Annotated in this window: 15 protein-coding genes; 7 read left to right on the top strand and 8 right to left on the bottom strand. The window is 38.9% G+C overall.

Features of this window, described 5'->3' with window-relative positions; genetic code table 11:
* Positions 1-376: 376 nt before the first annotated feature.
* The 4 genes from AC1EU2_RS03600 to AC1EU2_RS03585 all read right to left on the bottom strand — a co-directional run bounded on the left by AC1EU2_RS03600 (position 377) and on the right by AC1EU2_RS03585 (position 3712).
* Positions 377-994: a hypothetical protein gene (locus tag AC1EU2_RS03600; protein WP_480296615.1), complete on the bottom strand. Its 618-nt coding sequence runs from the start codon at positions 992-994 to the stop codon at positions 377-379.
* A gap of 88 nt (positions 995-1082) precedes the next feature.
* Positions 1083-1988 (bottom strand): PepSY domain-containing protein, encoded by a 906-nt coding sequence (locus AC1EU2_RS03595; RefSeq protein ID WP_480296614.1) that lies wholly within the window; start codon positions 1986-1988, stop codon positions 1083-1085.
* Positions 1957-2460 (bottom strand): FMN-binding protein, encoded by a 504-nt coding sequence (locus AC1EU2_RS03590; protein ID WP_480296613.1) that lies wholly within the window; start codon positions 2458-2460, stop codon positions 1957-1959. Before AC1EU2_RS03590 ends, AC1EU2_RS03595 begins: the two co-directional genes overlap by 32 nt.
* Positions 2461-2560: 100 nt before the next feature.
* Complete coding sequence (locus tag AC1EU2_RS03585) at positions 2561-3712, bottom strand: porin (RefSeq protein WP_480296612.1); 1152 nt, start codon at positions 3710-3712, stop codon at positions 2561-2563.
* Positions 3713-4016: 304 nt separating this feature from the next.
* Between AC1EU2_RS03585 and AC1EU2_RS03580 the strand changes: the two genes are divergently transcribed.
* The 5 genes from AC1EU2_RS03580 (at position 4017) to AC1EU2_RS03560 (ending at position 14742) form a co-directional block, all read left to right on the top strand.
* Positions 4017-4730, top strand: coding sequence for a DUF3581 domain-containing protein (locus tag AC1EU2_RS03580; protein WP_480296611.1), 714 nt, complete (start codon positions 4017-4019; stop codon positions 4728-4730).
* A gap of 734 nt (positions 4731-5464) precedes the next feature.
* Positions 5465-9007: a hypothetical protein gene (locus AC1EU2_RS03575; RefSeq protein ID WP_480296610.1), complete on the top strand. Its 3543-nt coding sequence runs from the start codon at positions 5465-5467 to the stop codon at positions 9005-9007.
* 162 nt (positions 9008-9169) lie between these two features.
* Positions 9170-12841 (top strand): ATP-binding protein, encoded by a 3672-nt coding sequence (locus AC1EU2_RS03570; RefSeq protein ID WP_480296609.1) that lies wholly within the window; start codon positions 9170-9172, stop codon positions 12839-12841.
* On the top strand, positions 12841-13512 hold the full coding sequence (locus tag AC1EU2_RS03565; RefSeq protein WP_480296608.1) for a condensin complex protein MksE: 672 nt from the start codon (positions 12841-12843) through the stop codon (positions 13510-13512). The genes AC1EU2_RS03570 and AC1EU2_RS03565 overlap by 1 nt, the downstream gene beginning before the upstream one ends.
* 9 nt (positions 13513-13521) lie before the next feature.
* A complete protein-coding gene (locus AC1EU2_RS03560; RefSeq protein ID WP_480296607.1) occupies positions 13522-14742 on the top strand; it encodes a phosphoenolpyruvate carboxylase in 1221 nt (406 codons plus the stop codon).
* A 328-nt stretch (positions 14743-15070) separates the two neighbouring features.
* Here the strand turns inward: AC1EU2_RS03560 and AC1EU2_RS03555 are convergent, their stop codons facing one another.
* On the bottom strand, positions 15071-16636 hold the full coding sequence (locus tag AC1EU2_RS03555) for a hypothetical protein (protein WP_480296606.1): 1566 nt from the start codon (positions 16634-16636) through the stop codon (positions 15071-15073).
* A 161-nt stretch (positions 16637-16797) separates the two neighbouring features.
* Here AC1EU2_RS03555 and AC1EU2_RS03550 point away from each other — a divergent pair, with 161 nt between their 5' ends.
* Both AC1EU2_RS03550 and AC1EU2_RS03545 read left to right on the top strand, forming a co-directional pair.
* Positions 16798-17199: a cupin domain-containing protein gene (locus AC1EU2_RS03550; RefSeq protein WP_480296605.1), complete on the top strand. Its 402-nt coding sequence runs from the start codon at positions 16798-16800 to the stop codon at positions 17197-17199.
* 106 nt (positions 17200-17305) lie between these two features.
* Entirely contained in the window at positions 17306-18550 is a 1245-nt protein-coding gene (locus tag AC1EU2_RS03545) for a dicarboxylate/amino acid:cation symporter (RefSeq protein ID WP_480296604.1), read from the top strand.
* 73 nt (positions 18551-18623) lie between these two features.
* Here AC1EU2_RS03545 and AC1EU2_RS03540 read toward each other — a convergent pair whose 3' ends face one another.
* The 3 genes from AC1EU2_RS03540 to AC1EU2_RS03530 form a co-directional block, all read right to left on the bottom strand.
* Positions 18624-19586, bottom strand: coding sequence for a class 1 fructose-bisphosphatase (locus AC1EU2_RS03540; RefSeq protein WP_480296603.1), 963 nt, complete (start codon positions 19584-19586; stop codon positions 18624-18626).
* Between the two features lie 150 nt (positions 19587-19736).
* Positions 19737-20906, bottom strand: a complete 1170-nt coding sequence (locus AC1EU2_RS03535; protein WP_480296602.1) for a multidrug effflux MFS transporter — start codon at positions 20904-20906, stop codon at positions 19737-19739.
* A 251-nt stretch (positions 20907-21157) separates the two neighbouring features.
* Positions 21158-22321 carry a multidrug effflux MFS transporter gene (locus AC1EU2_RS03530; protein WP_480296601.1) on the bottom strand — a complete coding sequence of 388 codons (1164 nt, stop codon included), beginning with the start codon at positions 22319-22321 and terminating at the stop codon, positions 21158-21160.
* Positions 22322-22342 lie beyond the last annotated feature (21 nt).

The raw sequence follows: 22342 nt of genomic DNA, 5'->3' as shown, positions 1-22342 counted from the left end.
CGAAAGTCAAATGGAAGTAAAGTTTATTAATAAATTATATAAAGGGTAAAATATTTAGAAATCAGACTAGGGTCTGTTGATCTTTCAGGATTAAATTTTGTGCTATTTTAGCGTTTACCTGTTCAAGGCGTGAGCAGTGAAGCTTAGTCATCTAAGTGAGCTGGTCACAACACAGAACAGTGAACGCTAAAAAGCATCGAAGACAGCGCAAATTGGTCATTTCTACTGCGTTATCGCTTGTTTATTTGGAAACGAAGTAACGACAGTTTTATATGTCGGTAATAACCAAACCGCACAAGCGCTGCCTTGCATAAAATAACCAATTTATCGCTGCAAAAACAATCACGAAAGATCAACAGACCCTAAAAGTAATGACTTAAATAGAGTAGTAAACAATTTCTAAAAATAACTTTTGTGATTGCTCTGATTCTCCCTGTAATTCCTTTAGGGTTCCACCAAAAGTCGTCGGTACTTCTTCGAGCTTGTTCTGTGATTGAGTATGAGCAATAACAAAGGTTTGGTCAGTAGTTTTATCGGTAATTTGATAAACGTCATACTGATCGAAAATTGGGATTAAAGAAAATGTGGTGACATTATTCGAGGTTATGGGAACCATAATAAAACCATTAAAATCGGTTTTGGATTCAACTAATTTAGGTGTACCCGAAATAATGACACTAGAACCAAGTTTGTCTGGTTGAGCTTCAAGTGTTGATGCTAAATGTTGAGGCTTTTTAATTAAATATTGCTGTTGAAGTTTTTCAGATAATGAACCAATGACAGTATCAGCATCTTCTTCGGTAAGCTCTAAGAGCACCATATCAAGGAATAAAAACATTTTTTGCTGATCGCTAAAAAGTCCAGCTACCTTGGCTAACTCGGCTTGTTCTATTTCACCGTCATTAGCGTCAGTAAAAATATTAAAAAAATGACCACCATTATCCAACTCAGTTAGAGCATCTTTAACGGTATAGAAGGGGAGAACCAATCTCATTGCAATACGTCCATGTCTAAAAATTAAACACTAACTTATCAGAACAGGGTATTGATTGGTATTGTTTAAAGAGAGATAAAATACAGTTTTATTTCTTCTTTTGTTTCATAAAAATAATTAAACCAGAAATAGATAGGAAAAGTAGAGCAAGACCCACCAAATCCCAGAGTAGGGTACCTACAATTCCAAAAAAGCGACCGCTGTGCAAATCTTGTATCACACGTTGCCAATTTAAATGAAAACTACGGGCGAGAATATAATCATTCTTGTTCGTTGAAATAACCGGCTTTCGCCAATTTGTTTCAGGTAGTTTTTTGCTGATGTTCCACTCTATTAAATCTTCGTCAGCTACATAATCATCATTAGCTGATCGTATCCTAAGTCTTGAATTATCGTCGATTCCAATTGCTTTTATTGGAACAGGTAAACCAAACGATGAATCTTGCCGCTCTTGTAGAGTGCCGGTATTATCAAATAAATAAAGGTGTTCGGTAGTCACTGCAACAATGAATTGGTTATATGGAACAGCATTAATAATGGGGGAATCGGCTTCCAAGATTAATTCGTGGTTGAGCCATAATAAGTGATCAGAAAATGTGAGTGTCGATTTTGAGACGTTCAGTGCATACACTATTTTTGGGGGTGAAATGTTGTAATGATCTAAAACCCAAACTTGAGTCACGGGTGTTTTCGCTAAATTAAGCGATTGACTGTGATTTATCGCAATGCCGCTAATGGTGATAATGATAACGAAAAGAGCGCAAAAAACGCCAAGTCGACGATGCCAAGCTTTTAATTTGCGTACGACTTTTTGTTTTAGCTTATTGTACTTCTTTTTTGTTGAATGATGTCGTTTAGCATTCATAAATTGGCGTAATGTAAATTTTTGGCTGTTATAGTGGTTTAATATACCTGAATAAATGATGACTGTTAATGAAAAGTCATTAACAGGTGTAGAAGAATTAAATAACTTTCTTATGTAGCCAGAGCGCAATACGAGAGAGCTTAGTTAATGCTCTAACAGAAAGTGTTGCACCTGTAATTCCATCAATATGACGATCTAACTTATTTTCATCCGTTAATCTTGCATCTGTAAATTGCTTAGTAAAGAAGTCGTGACGCACTTCGTCACCGCGGCTTTCACGATAAACCAATACTTTAGTTTTAACGATTTGGTTATCTCTCACATGGATGCCAACTGTAATTGGAGCTTCTTTGCCAATTTCATTTAATATCCACACCGTCTCATTATCTCTTTGCCAATAGCGTAATCTGAGCTTATTAAACTTATGGCCTAGAATGGATTCAATAACAGATTTGGCTTCATCATCAAGCCAGTAAACGTGGCGTTCAGCTGACTCAGTTTTGAGGGTTTGTTGGAGGAAGTTTTTTGGAGACAGATACTCTTTACTTACCGCAACACTGGTTATTGAAAGTAATAAAAGAGAAAAAATAAGCTTTTTCATTTCAATCTCACAATATTTAAGGTGTCGAACATAATTCGACACCTTTGTCACTAGCCAAGTATCTGAACTCAATAGCTTTCGAAAGTTTTACAATGGGTGCTTAGAATGAATAACCAACGCCTAGGTTATAAATTTTCGCATCTTTGCTGCCACTTTGTCTTTCAAAATCTGCTTTGAAAACTACATGCTCGTTTAACCAATAGTTAACACCAACATTGTATTGTTTTACATCTTCTTTGCTGCTGTCGCCTGCGTCGTTGTTGTAAACATTATAACGTCCGAATACACCAAACTCTTCATTAATGCGATAAGAAGGTTCAATGAAATAACCAAACTGCTTATCACGACCTAATGCTTTCGCAGTATCACCACCAACATTCCATTGTGCATAAAGTGCTTTTAGTGTGAACTTATTGATTGTATAAATTGCATGCGCACTTAATAGTGTTGCATCAGCAGTATCAGCACCTTTACTTTGAGTAATGTCTGTCTGATATTGTGCTGTTGCAGCTAACTCAAGACCGTTAATTGCGGTGTATTTAATGCGGCCAGTGTATGCTAGATCATTCGCTTTGGCGTTAGCCACTTTTTGACGACCGCTACGAATTTTGAAAGATTCATCAACGTAAAGGCCAGAAGTTACAGCTGCGTCAAATGCTAACCCTGGCGAAGCTTTGATGTTTAAGTTTAGACCTGCTTCCCACCATGTTGCTGGGATAATGTTTTTCTCAACAGGGTTACGCTCAACACCATAAAATGTTTCTGGCTCATGAGTTTCATTGATAATACCTACAGGCATTAAGAATAAACCAGCTTTACCAGTGTATTTATCACTAAAGTCATGCTCAATGTAAGCTTGCTCAAGCTCTACTTCACCAGGTTTGCCATCACCAGCAAGAGAGTGCTCGATCTCTACTTCTGAGAAAAATCGAGTTGTGTCATTAAACTCATGACCAACAAATAATACAAAACGGTGGAAATCGACTTTATCGTCGCCATCTTCTTTTGCGTTATAGTGAAGCTCTCCATAACCACCAAGAGTTGTAGCACTCTTACTACTTGCTGTTTCTTCAACAACATCAGCCGTTTTTTCAACACGCTTTTCTGTTTGCTCTAAACGTCTTTCAAGATCAGCAAGTACTTTTTGCTGTTCTTTAATAATATTGCGAAGTTCTGCTGTATCGTCTGCAGCAATAGCTGTTTGGCTTGCAAATAAACCAAGCATTGCAGTTGCAAGTAGTGTCTTTTTCATTTTGCGTCCCGTGTTATCGGTTGTTAAACGAATGTTCTATTTGTAAATTAGCGCGGATTTTACCAATTGATTTGGAAAATGCAAACCATTCTCATTATTATTTTTTTGATCTATATCAAATGTTAGAAACATTTCGTGGTATTGAAAAATAATATTTGTTCAATCTGCTGTATGTATTACTTATTTCTATTTATATGGCACGAGAGTAAATAGTTATATTAAGTCATCGGGTGAGTTAATTTGAACTTTTGCTGTACAATTGCTCGCTTTCGTTTTCAAAATATCTATAGAGAGTAAAGCGCTTATGTTTTTAGCACCTTTCTTTGAAAAGCAAGGGTCGTCCATCAAAGTTTCAAGCCAGAAAGCCAGTGATTTTGCAAAAAATATCGCAGGTGATCTCAATCCTATTCATGACGTTGATGCTAAGCGCTTTTGTGTTCCAGGTGATTTACTGTTTGCTCTGGTATTAAGTCAGTATGGATTAAGCCAGTCGATGGAATTTAATTTTGCAGGTATGGTTGGTGATGGTGTTGAACTGCAATTTCCTGAAGATGCGGCCTCTGAGTTTGCGATTACCGACGTAAGAGAAAAGACTTACCTTCAGGTAAAGCGTGATGGCGCTATTGATGATAATCAAAAGCAAATCGAAGCCTTTGTTCGTAGTTATGTCGCTTTCTCTGGCTTAAACTTCATGCATGTACTTGTTCCATTGATGAAAGAGCACCAAGTAATGATCAATCCAGCTCGCCCATTAGTGATTTATGAGAGCATGGCCTTTGAATTATCAAGTTTTGATTTTAATGATATTGAACTCAAACTTGTCAAAACTGAACTTGAAATCGAAGGTAAGCGTGGTGATGTGACCCTACACTTTGAATTGATGAGTCAAGGTCATATGGTTGGCACAGGCACAAAATCTCTTGTTATGAGTGGTCTTCGCCCTTACGAAGCTAAAGGTGTTCAGAGTATGTGTGATTTGTATGAGCAACGACAATTACAATATAAGCAGGCTTCGTAACATTTAGCGTTTCTAACCGATACATAGTTCATCACTTAATTGTGTATCGGTCTTATCTTATGTTAATCAGTTCAGCCCCCCCTAAATTTAGCTTTCCTTCCTATTGGGATTTTCATTATATAAAATCAGATATTTCACAAGATAGAGTAAATTAAAGTAACAAGCAGTTGTGTTTCATAACTCTAATTGGGGATTGAATTACGCTGTTATTGATTTGTAATATCAGCCTATAGAGGAGGTGTTAGTTGTCAGTGTTAAATTTGGTTAAGCAACAAATTAAATCGAATTAACCTATGCAGTTTAATTCTCTATATTTATGTAAATTTAAACTTTATGCATGGAATAAGCCAAAGCCTTTTATTAACGTTAAAGATTGTAAAATTGATGTTGAGTATCTGCAGTAAAGACAGGCTGTTTTGACTTATCTACAAAAGATTAATGAAACAGTAGTACTGGGAGTCGTTCAAGACGTTGTACTACCACCACACAATAAAACTACATTATATTGAGACATTCCTGTCCATACCTTTGAAAATGATTTGGCTCATGTCAGGTGGCCACTCTTATTGGATTAAGTCATGTTGCCTAAAATTAAAACACTTGAGAAGAAATATGGGCTTTTTGGTTTTATGTAATAACTCATTTAACTCTAAATGAATAAGGTTTAACTGTTGATAAGAAGCTCTTTAAGTATAATTTTAGTTAAGTATTTAAAGTCTAAATTAGGGGGGGGTATGCCAAATCCAGTTGGAGCCAGTACTCTTACTCGACTAAAGTTTCCCGAAAATTTAGATGATGGTTATCAGACATTAACATTTAAAGTTAAAGGCTATGGCTTTAAAAAACATACCTATCGAGTATCTTTTAATCCAGAATCAAATCAATTCTTTGTGCAAAGAAAAAACTGGTTTGGCTCAGGATGGAAAGAAAAAGTAAAAGTTGATTTTCAAGAAGAAGGAAAGCACCGGACAAGCCGATGGTTAGCAAGAACTTTTATTGCTCAGTCAGATCTTCTTAATGAGGAGCAAAAAGCAGGAGTTTTAAAGGCGGCTAATGGCCAGGTAGCTAATGAAATTTTTGCTTCGATGCCAGAAGAATGTAAACAAATTCCTGATGATGGGTATAAAGAGCGGTCTACTGATTCGAGGGTTACACAGTTAAGCCGAACAGCTGAGAGAATAAAAGAACTTATGGCTACTTTAGGTAGGCAAAATGCCCAGAGTGCCGATTCTCAATCCCGAGGTTTAGAGGCTGGACTTTCAAATACTTCATTAGCATCTAATTCCGAATGTATGGCTGGCAAAGCGGCTATTTGTGGTAAGAGAGATCCTAAAATACAGAATATTATTGATCAACTTCCTGAGCTTGCTGGTTACACCGATGAACAGTTTGATAATTGCATTCAAAACTTCGAGGACTTCAAAAAAGTTATAGAGAGAAGAAGTGATCTTGACGAAGAAGAAATAGGCATAATAAAAAGATATTTGGAAATTACTTTTCCTACAGTTGATACTCCCAAGACTTCATCGAATAAACAAACAACTAGCACTTTATCCGATGCTCCAGCACTTTTACCTGAGCCAGTCGCTATTGCAGAAGTTCCAGTTGTTAAAAAAGTGGATGTTGATACAGAGAGGGCATTTGCCATAATCCACGATCGTGAAATGTGTGAAAACGACCTTCATACATTAGTTGAGCAAGGCTTTTTAAATGCTAACAGAATCTCCGAAATCATAAACTTACCAAGGGAAAAAACAATAGATGAAAAGTATACGCCTGAAAGCTTAAGAAAACTTGAGGAGCTCAGAGCAGAAGCCAAAGGGATCATACGTACTCATGGTGTTGACCTTACTGAAGCTAAAGAAGAGATGATGAGAGAGGTTAGAAAACACCCTAATATGAAAGGCATGGAATCATGGATTCAGAGAGCAGAAGGTGAAATCTTAGTTCGAAATGTTATCTGGCAATATTCTCAAGACAAAACCTGTGATAATAAGATACTAAAAGTAAAACGGATTCAAGAACGCGCCCAAAAAATAAAGGATGATGAAGTTAGCCGATTTACAGCAAGCATGAGAGATAATGTGATTTTGTCAAAGGAAGAGGCTTTTGATATGTGTCGAGATGAATATTATCAAAAAATTTCGTATGAAATGGAGCATTTTAAATCGCCTGTTGCCCCTCATAAAGTTATCGACTTGCATCAGGCAATCAAACCAGTACTATTCAAAGATTTCGTTCAATACGTAGATCCTCGTTGCTTTATTAATCAAGAACCGTTGAGCTTCTGCCAACAAGTTCATGCATTTTTAGTCATTCAAGCGGGGGTTAAAGCATATTGCAATAGTGGAAATTCAGGTGAGTTAGTGCCACTGAGAAGCACAGATTGCTTTGCAATGCTTAATAACCATTTGATGTTGGATGTTGATTATCAAAGTATCTTTAACAGCCAGACTCACTCAGTTACTGAGGGGCTAGACTCTCGAGTAGCAAGGGCTAATTTACCTTTAATTAAGCGAATACTTCAACATCGGACGCAGCAAGAAAATCAATGTCTTGATCGGGGAAGAGCACTTAATTATTTGAGAGGGGAACTTTCGAATTATCGTGAGTTTGACTCAAATGGTATTAATTTAGAATTTGAATTACAAGACAAATTGGGGATATCACTAGAAGAGCTGGTTCGTTTTACTGACGGTTATCATCTTCTTCCAGAGTATATAAATGATTTTTGCAAGCAAATTTATTGTTTCCTATGGCTACATCACTTAATGAATTCAAACAGTGCTTTGAGGAAAGAAACTGGCAATTATCTATTTGGAAAAAATCATTTTTTTATGGCAATGAATCAAAATGTTTTCAGTGATAAAGATATCCGAACAATTACTTTGCTGGACAATTTAGTCCATAGCCGAAACAATGAAAATACGCAAATGCGTCAACAAGTTATAGCTGATGGTATAGACGCCATGTCAACACCATTTGATCAATTAACTGCTGATCAGCTGTGCATAGTAAATGCCGGATTTCTCATTCGTGATATATGGCGACTACGCAGCCCTAATCAATTCCTGTTACAAAGACCTCAAAGCTTTGCTTTTCCTTCTTGGGGTGGGAACTGTAACTTTAATACTACAATGCAATATTTAATTAGAAGCGTTCCTATTCGTGCTGCTTATGATGCTCGAGAACAATGTCTCAATGAAGGTATTGTTAATGGTCTATGGAAATCAGATGAGCATATGGCACGATTTTATGTCGCAGACACTTTTTACAGTCTCGTTGCAAAGGGTCAGCAAATCTTAGAAGGTACACTACCTTCACAAATGCTGAGCGCTGAAGGTTATCGCTTCTTTGAAGCTTTAAGGTGGCTTTATGATACAAAAGCTGATTTTACGGGTAAGTTGAATCAGAGTTTACATGTTTCCGGTTTAGACAAAGTCAAACAAGATGATGTTCCTAACTTACTTTCGGGTATTTTTTCCATTTTAAAACTGAATCATCATCCAGCGACTGGCTACCAAGATATCGCTGTAGAAACAGCAGAGCTACACGGAAATAGAGTAGAGAGGGTTGTTGTATCGGGTAAACAATTGAGAAACCCTCAACGCTATTTTTCTAAAAATGTTTTTTCAGGCGGATTAACTAACCTTAATCAACAAGAATACCCGAATTTACAAATTACTGACATCATTAGATTTGAGGAAGATATTGCACGCAAAGTTGAAAAAAATAAGGTATGGCACTCACAGCAATTGAATAGTCGACCAGTTGGATCTAGTGGAGTTTTTTTAGAAACCCAAATTCAACATGCTGTTGTTATTCGAGATCATAAGCAATTTAATGGGATTAGTTTTGATTTAGGTGTTGATCAACAAGTTAAAAAGCAGTTGTCACACGGTGTTGTAAATTGTTTAAACAGCGGTGGAACGATTAAAATTCCGGTGGTCTATGCCAACGAACAAGAACACACAACTGAATATTACTATGGATCTGTTGAAGTTGAAATTACAATGGTTGCTTTGCATCGAGGAGGGGAATCAGGCCATTATTTTCTTGCTTCAAATCAAGGAAATGGTCAATTTACTTATCAAGACGATTTTCGAGATACTTCCCTTGAGCAATTGAAAGAACTTCACTCGGAGTTACAGGTGTGTGATAACTTGCAAGATGTTATTCTTAAATGTAATTATGTTCCTTGTATGCTACATACAAAAGTTCTCCCACATACTTTTGAATGGGAAAGTATGCCTTTACCTCAAGAATATGTTGATTAGAGATTAGGAAAGCTAAATTTTATTTGTAGCTCAAAGTCACTCTAAAAAATTGCACCTCTTTTACCATTTCAGTTATTCTTCTTATATTCAGATTATTCTCAAATTAGCGCCTTTTATTTTTGTTTCTTTAAGCGCTAGCATTACATTTGCAAAAGGATAAGCATGCCAAGCTTGATTCGCATTGTGTTAATTGACACGCACCTTCCCGGCGTTGTGGAACTTGAATTAGACGGTCATACCAATATTTGTGGTACCAACGCTTCAGGTAAAACCACACTTCAGCGCCTTGTTCCTGTATTTTATGGCGAGTACCCAAGCCGAGTTGTACCTTCAACCCGTGACAGTTTTGAACGTTGGTATTTACCACATGATGGCAGCTATATCATTTATGAATACAAAAAAAGTGATGAACTGCTTTACCAAGCTGTTTTATCGTCCGCAGGTGATGGTAAAGGGGTAAATTACCGTTTTGTGGCTAAAGGATTTGAGCTCGAAGATTATGTGAAAACTCGAAACGGTGATGCAATTGTTTGTCATTCGACGGCTGAATTAGGTCGTAATTTTAAACGCAATGGTATCAGTGTAACTAAGCTGCTGAATACCCGTGAGTACCGTGCCGTAATTCAGCATGATAGAAGTTTACTTAACATTGGCAGCAACCGTAGTGAAATGCGCAGTTTTGCCAGCCAGTTCTCTTTGTGTGATGCTGAACATTCATTACGTCATATTGAAAAACTAGCTAAAGCGGTGCATTCGAAAGAAGGCAAGATGGAAACCATCAAATCTATGATTGCCGCAATCCTAGAAGAAGATGGTGTAAACCCGCCAAGCTCTCGAATAAACCCACTTCACGTTGAAGCTTGGATTAATGAAAGCCAACTGATTAAAGGCTTTGAACAGCTTCGCCCTGAATATGCCAAGCTTGAGCAAGAGTTCAATCAACTGTTGAGTGTCGAACATCGCCTTGGCAGTTTATCTCGTGGTTATAAAAACGATGAAGAATTAGAAATTCAGCGCAAAGAGTTAGCTGAAAACCAAGCTAAGGAAGATTCGCTGCAATTAAAAATGCTTGAAGAAGATTGGAAGCAAACTCGTGATGAGTTAAACCAAGAACTCTCTGCGGCTAAAGGTGATAACAGCAAATACGAGCAAGAGCTGGATTTAATTGAAGATCAGCATGGCAATTTTTTAGATGCTGATATTGAGCAAGCTAAGATCGATTTAACGCTGATCCCAAACTGGCAAAGCGATCTCGATAATTTACGTGAACGTCATAAACTGCAAACTGAAAAGCATCATGATATTGAATCAGCTTATAACGAGCGCCGCAGTAAAATCATTGAGAAGCTCAATAAAGATCTCGATAAGCTTCATAGCCAACAAGATGTAGAGCGTGAACAAAAAGAACAACAACGTGACACCGCACGAAAAGATTTGGATGCATTGAATGAAAAATTCCGTGAACAGCTCAACGGGTTAAATACTGAGTTCAGTGACAGTCAAAATGGACTGAAATTAACTGCCGCAGAATACAAAATACAACTGCAAAACGTGACGTATACCGAAGATGAAAAGTTAGCGCTTGCTGTATTTGACGAGCGTATCCACCTTGGGCGTGAGCAAGAGCAGAGTTGCAGTCATAAAGTTGAACGGCTCACAAATGAAGAGCGTAAATTACGTGCGCAGCGTGAGCAAGCTAACGAGGCATTACGTAGTGCCAGCAAACGAGTTTCTGAACGTCAAAATCAGCTTGATGAAGTAGAGCAAATCCTTTACCCGCAATCTCATACTTTATTGGAGTTTTTAAGAAAAGAAGCGCAAGGCTGGGAGCAAAACTTCGGTAAAGTGATTGCGCCAGAAATGTTGCATCGTACTGATTTACATCCAAGCATCGCAAGTGAACCAAATGAAAATTTATTTGGTATTCATCTCGATTTGAAAGCGGTTGATGTCCCAGAATATGCGGAGTCAGAGCAAGCGTTACGTGGTCGTCTGCACAAAGCAGAAGAAGCCTTAGAGTTAGCGAAAGAGCAACAACAAGCGGCAGAAGATGCACTGGTTAAAGTGAATGATGAGTTAGATGCACTAAGCCGTGAGCTGACCATGGCCAGAACGGCGTATAAAAACAGTCGTGATGATCTACAACGCTTATTTGAAGATAAAACAGCTGAACAAGCGAAAATCAATCAAGCATTGAAAGATCGCAAAGCGGATACTCAACAAAAGCTGACAAAGCTTGAAAATGAGCTTAAAAAGCAGCAGCAACAGCATCAAACTCGTCTTGATGAGCATAACGAACAAGCTCGTGATGAGAAGATGGAGCGCCAAGCTTATTGGCAAGAAGTGATTGGTGCGATTGACGGTCAAATCCAGCAAATTCGCAGTAGCATAGATGAACGTAAAACCAATGCGAAAACGGAACAGAAAGAATGTGACGTTTGGTATAAAAACGAGCTGCAATCCCGTGGTGTTGATGAAGGTAAAATCATCAAGCTCAAGGGTGATATTAAAACATTGGAAACTCGAATTGCTGATACTGAGTCACGTCGCAGTGATGTATTGAAATATGACGACTGGTATCAACGTGAATGGTTGGTGCGTAAACCAAAGCTTCAAACTCAACTTAGTGAAGTGAAGCAAGCCATTAATGAGTTAACACAGAAGCTATCAGCAGAATCGAATCAAGTGAAATCAAAGCGTGAGTTATTAGATAAGTCTCGTAAATACCAAGAGGCGATTCAAGTTGAAACCTCTGAGAATTTAACCCGCTTGCGTGAGCTGATCCGTAAACTGGGTGAATTAAAGTTACCTGCGAACGACGAAGGCGTGCAGGGCGGAATTCAAGAGCGTGTGCGACAGGGTAGCGATGCATTACTTGAACGCGAAAACCTATTGAGTTCGGTTAAGCAATACGTCGAGCATTTTGACTCCGTGATCGTGAGTAAATCTGGCTCTCGTTTTGCTGAGATCTGGGAGAAATCCCGTGAAGAGTCGAGCTCAGTGAATGACAAGGGTATTCGTATTCTCGATTATCGTAAGCTCGTGCCTAAGCTTGATAACTTATTGAATGTGATTGTGTCGCAACAATTTAGAGCGATTCAAGAGCAAGGTCGTATTTTTGGTATCGACTTAACGGCTTATTACGATGTACTTGCAGATATTGATCGTCGAATTGCATCACAAAGTGCGCGTATTACTCGTGAGGTCGGTGAAGAGTTATTCCTCGACGGTGTTTCTGAATCAGCGGTGAAAATTCGTTCTCGCATCTCTGAGCTGGAATTCTGGCCTGAACTGGAGCGCTTTGTGAAAGCCTTTGCTCAATGGAAAGCCTCCGGTTTTGATGGCTTACCAGATGAGGATTACATTTTAAGCATGCGTCGAGCGCTTGAGGTCATTGGACGATCGGCTCTTACTGGCGGTATTGCTAAATTACTTGAGATTGAACTAACGCTACGTGAAGGCAACAGTGCACTCGTTATTCGCACCGACCGACAGTTGAATGAGTCATCCAGTCATGGTATGGCATACTTAATTTTATGTAAGTTCTTACTTGCCTTTACCCGTTTACTGCGTGGTCGTGCTCAAGCGACGATTCATTGGCCAATCGATGAACTCGGAACCTTGCATCATAACAACGTGAAGAAGATCTTCGATGCCTGTGAGAACAACCAAATATGTGTATTAGGGGCTTTCCCGAACCCAGAATCTGAAGTATTAGAGTTATTTAAAAATCGTTACATCATCAACAAGCAAACCAAGAAGCTGCAAGTGGTCAAACCGAAAGTGAATGCGATTGCTGAGAAGTTAAAAGGTCGTCTTAAGGAGAGCGCATAATGAGTGAGTTAAGTTTTGCAAACGAGTCGACAGAATCAGTAATGGTTGGTAAAAGTGCATTAATTGAAGCCTTGCTCAAAGGTGATTTTATTTGTCGTACCACCAACGAAGACGGCTGGCGAGCACTACAAAGTCATACAACCCGAGACAGCGTTGAGCAGTACCTAAATCAAATCAATCGAACGCTATCTTCAGCGGCCGAAGGTGAGGTGTATTTTTGTGGTTACTTACAGTTGGGTGATAATGAACGTAAGGTAATATCAAGTCAGTTTAAGGATATCTGCCAATCACTCACACCTTTAGTGGAGTGGTTAGTGCTGGTGCAAGAGTCCAGTGGTGCTGATGCACCGCTAACGCAAGGGTCACCGATTCGTTTAACTGAGTTACAAACCCGAATTGAAGATACCCCTGCATTTCGTGAGCAACTGGCTAAGCTCAGCCAATATCGATTGTTCGGTTCAACCAGCTCGCAGGCTGATAATCAAATTAAACTGGTTTTTAAGCGTTTACAAGAGCTCGGTTACTTAACTCGTCCGAACAAAGATAAGCAGATTTATTTGGCTACTGGTAAGTTAGATTACCTCTATGAAGTCATACGTTTTATCGACGAGACAGAAGCGCTAAGTCTAGAAGCACAGGCTGAAACGGTAACTCAGCAAGACTTGGTTTAAGGAATCGCCATGAGCAATAACTTACACCAAGCGGGTGTTAAACAGCTTAAATTATTGGGTAAGCATGCTGATTTGATCATGAATGCTTATCTGGCAGGTTCTGTTGATGAAGACAATGCAGACAGTAAAGTTGTCGATAAGCTTAAACAAGCTAAGATCCTTTGGCGACCTGAAGCCGAACAAGAATTACGACTAACTCGTAATGTCAGAGCCATGCTTGAAGAAGCATTAAGTGATGAGCGGAATCGTCAAATCGATGCCAATGCTGGCTCAGCGCTGGCAACCATTAAGACACTAGCGAACCATTATAAAGAAGCAAGGCTTAATGTCGATCATGCGGCCACAGAAGCGTATCTCGCAGATCTCAATGAGCATGTTTATAGCTTTACTGAAAGCCTTGCTTATTCAACTCGAGTGCTTTGGAGCCGTATCAATAACGAATTTGGTTATGTGGGGACAATCAACGCCAAGATCCGTGAAAACGAACTCGCACAAAGCCAAGTGACAGAGCTGCTTAATGGCTTAGAAATGTTCCAGTTTGACGAGCTGACAGAAATTGCGGGTGATATTCGTGAGCTACGTAAACTGTTGGTCACCACTCTGCAAGAAAGCTTAAGCCTTAATATTGAAGAGTTAAGCCTTGTTCAAATTCGTTTGTTAGAGTTGCTAGGTCGGTTCCGTCAAATTCGAGGTCGAACTCGATTGTTAAAAGGTTGGTTGTTACATGCTGAGATGCACCCTGACTATGTGCCAGAGAATCATGTCGGTCATAAACAAATCCCCACTGTATTTAACCAAGCAGGAACACTATTAGCAACGGCCTCTGCTGATGTGAAAAACAGCCTACATGAAGCTGAAATGATGCAACTAGTGGCTAAGGTTAAAGCGTTTAGTGAACGGCCAGCTACTTCAAACCAACAGCATGAGTCAATCAGCTTTACGCTTGAAGAGTCGCAAGATTTTGAGATTAATGAGACTGAAATTAAGCTTGCAGTTGATGAATATCTCTGTGAAGTTATTGAAACGGGTAATACCATCAGAGCCGTCGATTACCTTACTGAAAAGGAACTACCATTTGATGCAGAAAGCTGGATATATCAAGTTATTGGTGGTTATGAGGGATTAGCCGAAGAATATAAGCAACACTTTAGCTTAGAACCTATTGGTAACCCTCATCCTATCTTTAGTGGTAATTTGATCATCAGTGATGTGGAAGTTGGACTGGACTAACATCTGTCTTGATGGAATTGCTTTGATGTTTATTCCTCGCCTCTAGAGGCCGTTTCCAATTAACGATTTTGATTTGCTGTTGTAGATTTTTTGTTTATTCAAGACGACGAATGTGAGGTGTAGTTGCTCTACATAAGCATTCGGCAACACAGAAGAAACGAAAAATATACACAGCCCTTCGGGTTACGCCTAAAATTGGCAAACTCTTTGTTACTCATCTTTCATTTAGCTCACTAAACTTCTACCTTCGTGCCTCGAGTTTGCCAATTTTAGACAGTAACAAATCGAAATGACTAATTGGATACGGCCTCTAGGGCGAGGCCTTTCATTATTGTTCTGTTTTTTTTGTCTTTGTGAAACCTTGTTCAATTTTTTGTTTTATTTGATCAATAGTCTCTATTTGACCCTCTCTAAGAGTTGGATGTAAAGTTTTCTGCTCGGCAAAAGATAACACCGGTAGCTCCCAATAAGGGCTCGCAAGTAATTGGGTTTGCTGCTGAGTAGTCAATCCTCGCGTAAAAGCTGAATCACCAAAAGCTATAGCCCATGCAGTGACTTGCTTTAGTTGAGTGTCGGTAAATGGCGTTGTCAGTTTGTTGGTTGCTTCCATTATTCTTCGTGAAGTCTTAAACGACTGAGAATTTAAACAATGATTCTTCATGCAGAGATTTGTTGAGTACAAAAGGAAGATGATTCGAGGTGAAATATTTAAATCCAGTGGTTCAGAAGTACTTCTTAATTGCAGTGCATTAAAATGAGATACTGACGATTCTTTTCTGCTCCTACTGCAGAGGTCTGTGAGCATTTTGGTTATTTGTATCTGATGTTCCCCTGTATCAGTATCTGCAGTATTCTTGAAAAGTTCACTAATATAATTATTTAAGAAGAGTTGTTTTACCAAGGTAGGGAGTTCGTTATAAAGTTGAACTCTTAATTTCGGATATTTATCGAATAATTCAGTCAAACTGCCTTTATGTTCATCTAATTTGGCAAAAGAACATGCCTCAGGCGTCCCTGGTATGAATCTAGGTGGTTCAGGAAAAAAATGACTTAATAAGGACTGACGGCCTTTCGTTGCTTCGTATTGACCTTTGATCTGCGGCTTATATTCGATGACTCTATTTATTGAAGAAGCTAATAACTTTGCTGCTGCTCCCTCAATGACAGTCGAATCTGACTTTTTTTGATGCTCAGCTAAATTAAGTAAATGAGAGGTACATTCGGAGAGGCTTTTAAATGATAGACGTGAATCATCTGGCGATGTGTTCAATAGTTGTTTACACAATGCATCATTAAACTCTTTGTATTTTGCTACATCGTTGTCTAATAGCTTTAAGAGAACTGTTTGCACAGTAAGTGTTGGAGAACGTAAAAATAGGGATACTGCGAGATCAGGATTAGCTTGTGTAATATCCGCAATATCTTGATCGGTAATTGTAAATTCTTTAATAGCTCCTTCATCAATGCTAGCTGAATTAAGAGTTCTCAGATATTCAGTCATTTGATTAAATAGTTCTAGGCCTCTTTCTGTTGATGAACTTGCGAGTACAGAGACAAATTCCTCACGGGTTATGCCTTTATGAAATTCTTTAACGCTTAACCCTAAGCTTTTTTCCCCACCAGCCGCCGCAATGATTGCTATTTTATATTTACTTTCAATATCAAAACGATCATTACCGAGAAGTGGATGTTCATTTGGGTTTTCTTGTTTAGCAATGAATGACCTAACTGTTAAGGTTTGATTCGTTTTATTTAGCTTACATTCATACTTTAATCCTCCTCCATCATCAGGACTATATGTAAATCCAGATTTTCTAAGGCTTTTAAGCTGGCTATCACTTATCACAAAATCTGTTGCGTTTGAGGATTGATTAGAAGGTATTGCCTGAGCCATAGCGATATCCGAGAGAATATTATTTTACGATTTTACTCTTGTCATTCTGATTAAAACATAGAGATTAAGTAGCTTTAATTAACGGTTAACGTTCAAGCATACTGACCACCTTCCTCTATACTCAACATAGTTTTAGGTTTTAACATGCGGAGGAAGGTAACGTGAAAAAAGTGAATTTTTTAGATGAAAACTTACATGAAAAATTATCTTTATGGGAAGATAATGCTTATTTTACGCCTATGTTCGATCACATAGAGCAAGCCAATATTGGTTTAACAAAAATTGCTCCACTGCAGCAGCAACAAAAGCATTTTCACAAACATGGTGCAGATATTTTTATTGTTACTCAAGGAAGTGGGGTACTCCACTTGGGGGATGTGTGTGAGACATCGAATAGGCTCTTAACTGAGCACACAACACTTATCCAATCCGGCGATGTCTATTTCGTTAAGCCTTTTCAAATGCACGCATTAGAGAACACAAGTGAAACTGAAGCCTTGATGCTATTAAATATTGCTCCAGCGTCGCATGGTGATGCGGATAGTTTTGCTATTGAACAATAACAACTTGTGACTTTACCTAGTTGAGAATGATATATTCCCCAGCAAGGGAAAATAAAAAATATCTGCTTGGAAGCAGGCAATCAACACAAAACTAGGTAATACAATAATGATGAAATCACTTTCGACCAGAATTTTTGCTGGTCTTTTTATGGGACTGATACTTGGCACAATTGTGCAGTATTTTTTAGCTGACATTTCTTTCTTTTCCGAATCAATGGTCAACTTCTTATCTGGTGTAGGAAGCATGTTTGTAAACATGATCATGATGCTAGTGGTTCCACTAGTGTTTGTGAGTATTGTTTGTGGTGTATGTGAACTTCCAGATCTTAAAAGTTTTGGTCGACTAGGCGGTAAAACCTTCGGCTTTTATATCATTAATACAATGATAGCCATCAGTGCCGCATTAGCTGTAGCACTGATTATGCAGCCGGGTACTGGTGTAGATATGAGCAGTAAAGAACAGTTAGCGATTACTGCAACAGAGCTACCAAACTTAATGACTTTACTGGTTAATATTGTGCCAAGTAACCCTGTAAAAGCCTTTATGGAAGGTAACATGTTACAAGTTATCTTTATGGCACTATTACTTGGTGGCGTCATTAAATCGATTGGTGAGCCTGTTGCAGGTGCGGTAAAAGGTTTCCAAACGGCTAATAAAATAATGATGAAGTTGATCACTGTCGTGATGAGCTTGGCGCCAATAGGTGTATTTGCGTTGATGTTTAAACTGGGTGCAACGTTAGATGCTGACGCATTCTTCAATGTTGCTCAGTATGTAATTTTAATTCTGGTTCTTCTTAATCTTTGGTTATTTGTTGTTTACCCATTTGCGGTGAGCATGTTTACAGGAATTTCAGCTAAAGAGTTCCGCGAAAAGACTCGTGAGCAAGTATTGTTTTCACTGTCTACCGCAAGCTCAAACGCAACAATTCCTGTGACTATGCGTACTTTAACAGAGAAGTTACGTGTTAATCGTGCGGTGGCTGGGTTTGGTGTACCGCTTGGTGCTACGATGAACATGGGTGGCGTTTCTATATACATTACTATTGCTATTTTCTTCGTAGCGAATGCCTTTGGCACGCCGTTTACTGCCGAGCAATTACCCGCACTTATTTTCAGTATTTTCTTACTATCAGTAGGAGCTGGTGGCGTTCCTGGTGGTGGCATGGTGATGATTGGTGTGCTTATTCACCAAACGGGTTTACCAATCGAAGCTTTTGCTATTGTTGCAGCTATCGATCGTATCATTGATATGTTTGTGACTTCGAGCAACGTTGTAGGTGATACTGCGGTTGTGACGATTGTTGATAAAACAGAGCAAAAGCATCAGCAAGAAGTTGTAGAGTCTTAGTTTCCAATTGACATAGAGACATAAAAAAAACGGCGATTTCGCCGTTTTTTTATGTTTTAAATCTGTCAGCTAATTAGGCGTGATACTTGAGACATTCGTTTACTTCATTAGCACTGCCAAGTACAACCGCTACACGCTGATGAATCTCTTGCGGTTCAATATCCATAATCGGCTCGTAACCTGTTGAAGCAACGCCATGCGCTTGTTCAACTAAAAAGGCCATAGGATTTGCTTCGTACATTAAACGCAACTTAAATGGTTTGTTCGGATTTTTATTGTCCGTCGGATAAGTAAAAATACCGCCACGAGACAGCACGCGATGCACATCACCCACCATCGCAGCAATCCAGCGCATGTTAAAGTTTTTAGCTCTTGGACCTGTATCGCCTTTGATTAAATCTGCAATGTAGTTTTGCATTGAAGGCTGCCAAAAGCGTTGATTCGACATGTTTATCGCAAATTCTTTGGTATCAGCAGGAATCGTGACGTCAGCGTGAGTCAACAAGAACTCGCCCGTTTCAGGATGCAAAGTAAAGAAGTTAACGCCATTTCCCGTGGTTATCGCAAGCATTGTAGATGGGCCATAGAGCACATAGCCAGCAGCTAGCTGATTACGACCTGCTTGTAGGAAAGACTGTTCAGTCAATTCACCACTTTTAGCTGGAAGTACTGAAAATATCGTACCCACTAATGAATTGATATCGATATTTGATGAGCCATCTAAAGGGTCAAAGCAAACTAAGAATTTACCGTCATGGTGAACGCTGACGACATGATCTTCTTCTTCAGAAGCTAAACCTTTTACTGTGCTATCTGCATTCAAAGCATCTTTGAGCATGTCATTGGTGATGATATCCAGTTTCTTTTGAGTCTCACCTTGCACATTTTCTTGCTCGGTTTCGCCTAACACACCCGCTAGAGCGCCATGCTGAACAGCGTTGCTGATTGACTTCGCACTATTCGTTAACGTAAGTAGAAGCTGAGATAAATCGGCATCAATGCCGCTTTCATTTAAATACTGCGAAAAGGTTTGCATCATAGATCCTTAAAAGCGTGGGACATTTCTGCCGCAGGATCATACAGCAGCCACTTATAAATTGCAGTCTAAGAATGATTGTTATTGAAATATCATTGTTCAGCAGATTATCTAAATGAACCTGAAAAAATCATTAATTTGAAACGTTAATTATTCAAAGACCTTAACTTTTGAAAAGTGAAAAAAGAGAACCATAGGTATGAATGCCCCGGTTATTACTAAAAGCTGGCTGATAGCATTGAGATCAAGTAGATGAAGAACCATTACGATAACAGAGCCAATGGCTACTTGGCAGAAACTGAGTAAGGCTGAGGCCGTTCCTGCTTTTTCTGGGTATGGGTGCAGGGCCTGAGCAAAGCAAACTCCAACAAGTAATGCAAACCCAGTTGTACCAATGATTACAGGGAGCATATAACTAATTGGTGATTCATGTTTAGAAAGCACAGCCAATACCACACCTGCAAAAATCATCATTACCATGCCAATACTGACCAATCGTTTGGGCTTTATTCGCTTCAATAAGATCTTGGGTAAAAAGAGATTGGTGAATATGTTAATGGCGGCATTAAAACTAAACCAAAAGGTAAAGGCTTCTTGAGAAAGGCCAAGATGTTGCATCAACCAAATCGGTGAGCTGGAGACATACGAGAATATCATTGCCATAGATAAAGTAAGCACGATGGCATTGAATAAGAAAATTGGGGATTTGGCGATATTAAAGTACTGCTTTAAAGGCAGAAGTTGGCTGTGTTTGATTGTATTGCTTGGCCGAGTTTCTTGAAGAAAGAAGTAAGCAAAGAACAATGTGAGCCCACAAAGAATAGCAAGAAAAGCAAACGTACTGTGCCACCCGAAGTGAACAGATAAAAAATGACCCAGAGTAGGAGCGAAGGCAGGGCTTAAACATCTAATACTGACGAGATAGTTAAAAATATGGCTACTTTCTTTTGGATCAAAGCTATCTCGAATACATGCAAAAGTGCAAACGCCAAGTGCACAAGCGCCTAACCCCTGGAAGAAACGGAATATCAAATGGCTTTCAAAATGCGTAATTAAAAAGAGCGCAATTGAGCAGCATAAGTAAATCAACAGTCCTGTTAGGATGATTGGACGCCGACCAATTCTATCCGCTAAAGGACCGAGGAACAGTTGTCCGACGCCGAGACTGAACAAGTAAATTGTAATCGTCCAATGCATCTCATCAACAGAAGTGGACATACTTTTTGCTAGAATAGGCAGTGCGGGAATAAAGATATCGATAGCAAAAGGACTTAATGTCGTCATTAATACTAGAAACAAAATGAGACTGTTTTTGGTCATTTAAGGGCCTAATCTTCCGTTTAATAAGTTAAGGGCATTGCTTTTTAACAGCTCTCGTTGAAAACGCTAGTTAAATGACTTAGATGTTCTGTTTTCTTTTATTGCTGTCAGCATTTTGTAAGTTTAGGAGAGTAAATAGGAAATGCATTACGTTGACGGAAGAAAAAAGAAACTGCCCTACATTGAAATGAGTGTAGTGGTGTAAGGCAGAACCGTAAGGTTTTTGTAGGGATGGTTATAGGGTGTCGAATTTAAATTTGTTCAGGTTCTTTTTCTAAATCTCTTAATTGTTTAATGATGAATAGCGGTACAAAGCACAGTGAAAAAATAACCAACTGCTCTGTCGAAGAGAAATTAAGTGCTTGCACCAGAGTTACTAGTAATGCGGATAAACTCATCTGAATAAAGCCAAGTAGCGCTGCAGCCGACCCCGCATTTGCTTTAAATCCTGATAACGCTTTGCCTGCACAAGTTCCCATAAGTAATGAAAAGCCCATAAAACCGAACATGACTGGGAGCATGTAATTAATTACAGTCATGCTGTGCTGAAAACTGGTGAGCAACACTCCAGAAGTAACCACCATGGCCATTCCAACTTTAATGATGCTGTTGATTTTGAAGTGTTCAATTAATTTTGGGGTTAATAGGCTAACCACGATATTTAAGCCCGCATTTAAGCTGAACCAGTGAGTGAAAGTCTCTTCAGATAAATGAAACTGATGGATGAAAACATTGGGTGCCGTACTCACAAAAGCAGTGATAGAGGCCATAGACAGCATTACTACAGTGGCATAAAAAACAAAGCTGGAATTGGTAATAATGCTTTTATAGGCTGAGTTTCTAGCCACTTTTTTTCTGGGAGTATACGTTTCTTTAAAACATTTGAATGCGACTACGCCAAAGATAGCGGCAAACTCTGTCATGAAGACAAAGTTACTCTGCCAACCGTAAGAAACTGTTAAAAAGTAACCAAGAACAGGCGCAACCGCAGGTATACAGAAGATCATGCCATTTAAGTAACTGAAGATTTGGCTGCTTTCTTTAGTGTCAAATCGATCTGTCACACTGGCAAAAACTGAAACAATGATGGCGCACGAGCCTAGCCCTTGGAAAAATCTGAGTATTAAATGAAGTTCAAAATTATCTTCGAACACCATCAGTAAAGCACTGATAGCATATAACACGACACCAAGTAATGCGATAGGACGGCGACCGATTCTATCTGAAATTGGGCCTAGAAATAACTGACCAATACCGAGGCTAAAAATGAAAATTGTAATGGTCCATTGCATTTGGATGGTTGAAACACTGAAGTCAGAGGCCATGATTGGTAGTGCTGGTAAAAATATATCAATCGCCAATGGGCTGAATATAACTAGTGGCAGTAATACTGCAATTAACCTTAGTTGCTTCATGTCTCATACAATATTCGTGAA

The organism is Parashewanella sp. 2304DJ23-3, assembly GCF_056591695.1.
The sequence above is the reverse complement of the archived record's forward strand: the minus strand, read 5'-3'. Positions and strand labels throughout refer to the sequence as shown.

Bases quoted from the DNA above. Each gene is read 5' to 3' on its own strand.
- AC1EU2_RS03600 (WP_480296615.1), bottom strand. From the start codon at position 994: ATGAGATTGGTTCTCCCCTTCTATACCGTTAAAGATGCTCTAACTGAG.
- AC1EU2_RS03590 (WP_480296613.1), bottom strand. From the start codon at position 2,460: ATGAAAAAGCTTATTTTTTCTCTTTTATTACTTTCAATAACCAGTGTT.
- AC1EU2_RS03585 (WP_480296612.1), bottom strand. From the start codon at position 3,712: ATGAAAAAGACACTACTTGCAACTGCAATGCTTGGTTTATTTGCAAGC.
- AC1EU2_RS03580 (WP_480296611.1), top strand. From the start codon at position 4,017: ATGTTTTTAGCACCTTTCTTTGAAAAGCAAGGGTCGTCCATCAAAGTT.
- AC1EU2_RS03575 (WP_480296610.1), top strand. From the start codon at position 5,465: ATGCCAAATCCAGTTGGAGCCAGTACTCTTACTCGACTAAAGTTTCCC.
- AC1EU2_RS03570 (WP_480296609.1), top strand. From the start codon at position 9,170: ATGCCAAGCTTGATTCGCATTGTGTTAATTGACACGCACCTTCCCGGC.
- AC1EU2_RS03565 (WP_480296608.1), top strand. From the start codon at position 12,841: ATGAGTGAGTTAAGTTTTGCAAACGAGTCGACAGAATCAGTAATGGTT.
- AC1EU2_RS03560 (WP_480296607.1), top strand. From the start codon at position 13,522: ATGAGCAATAACTTACACCAAGCGGGTGTTAAACAGCTTAAATTATTG.
- AC1EU2_RS03555 (WP_480296606.1), bottom strand. From the start codon at position 16,636: ATGGCTCAGGCAATACCTTCTAATCAATCCTCAAACGCAACAGATTTT.
- AC1EU2_RS03545 (WP_480296604.1), top strand. From the start codon at position 17,306: ATGATGAAATCACTTTCGACCAGAATTTTTGCTGGTCTTTTTATGGGA.
- AC1EU2_RS03540 (WP_480296603.1), bottom strand. From the start codon at position 19,586: ATGCAAACCTTTTCGCAGTATTTAAATGAAAGCGGCATTGATGCCGAT.
- AC1EU2_RS03535 (WP_480296602.1), bottom strand. From the start codon at position 20,906: ATGACCAAAAACAGTCTCATTTTGTTTCTAGTATTAATGACGACATTA.
- AC1EU2_RS03530 (WP_480296601.1), bottom strand. From the start codon at position 22,321: ATGAAGCAACTAAGGTTAATTGCAGTATTACTGCCACTAGTTATATTC.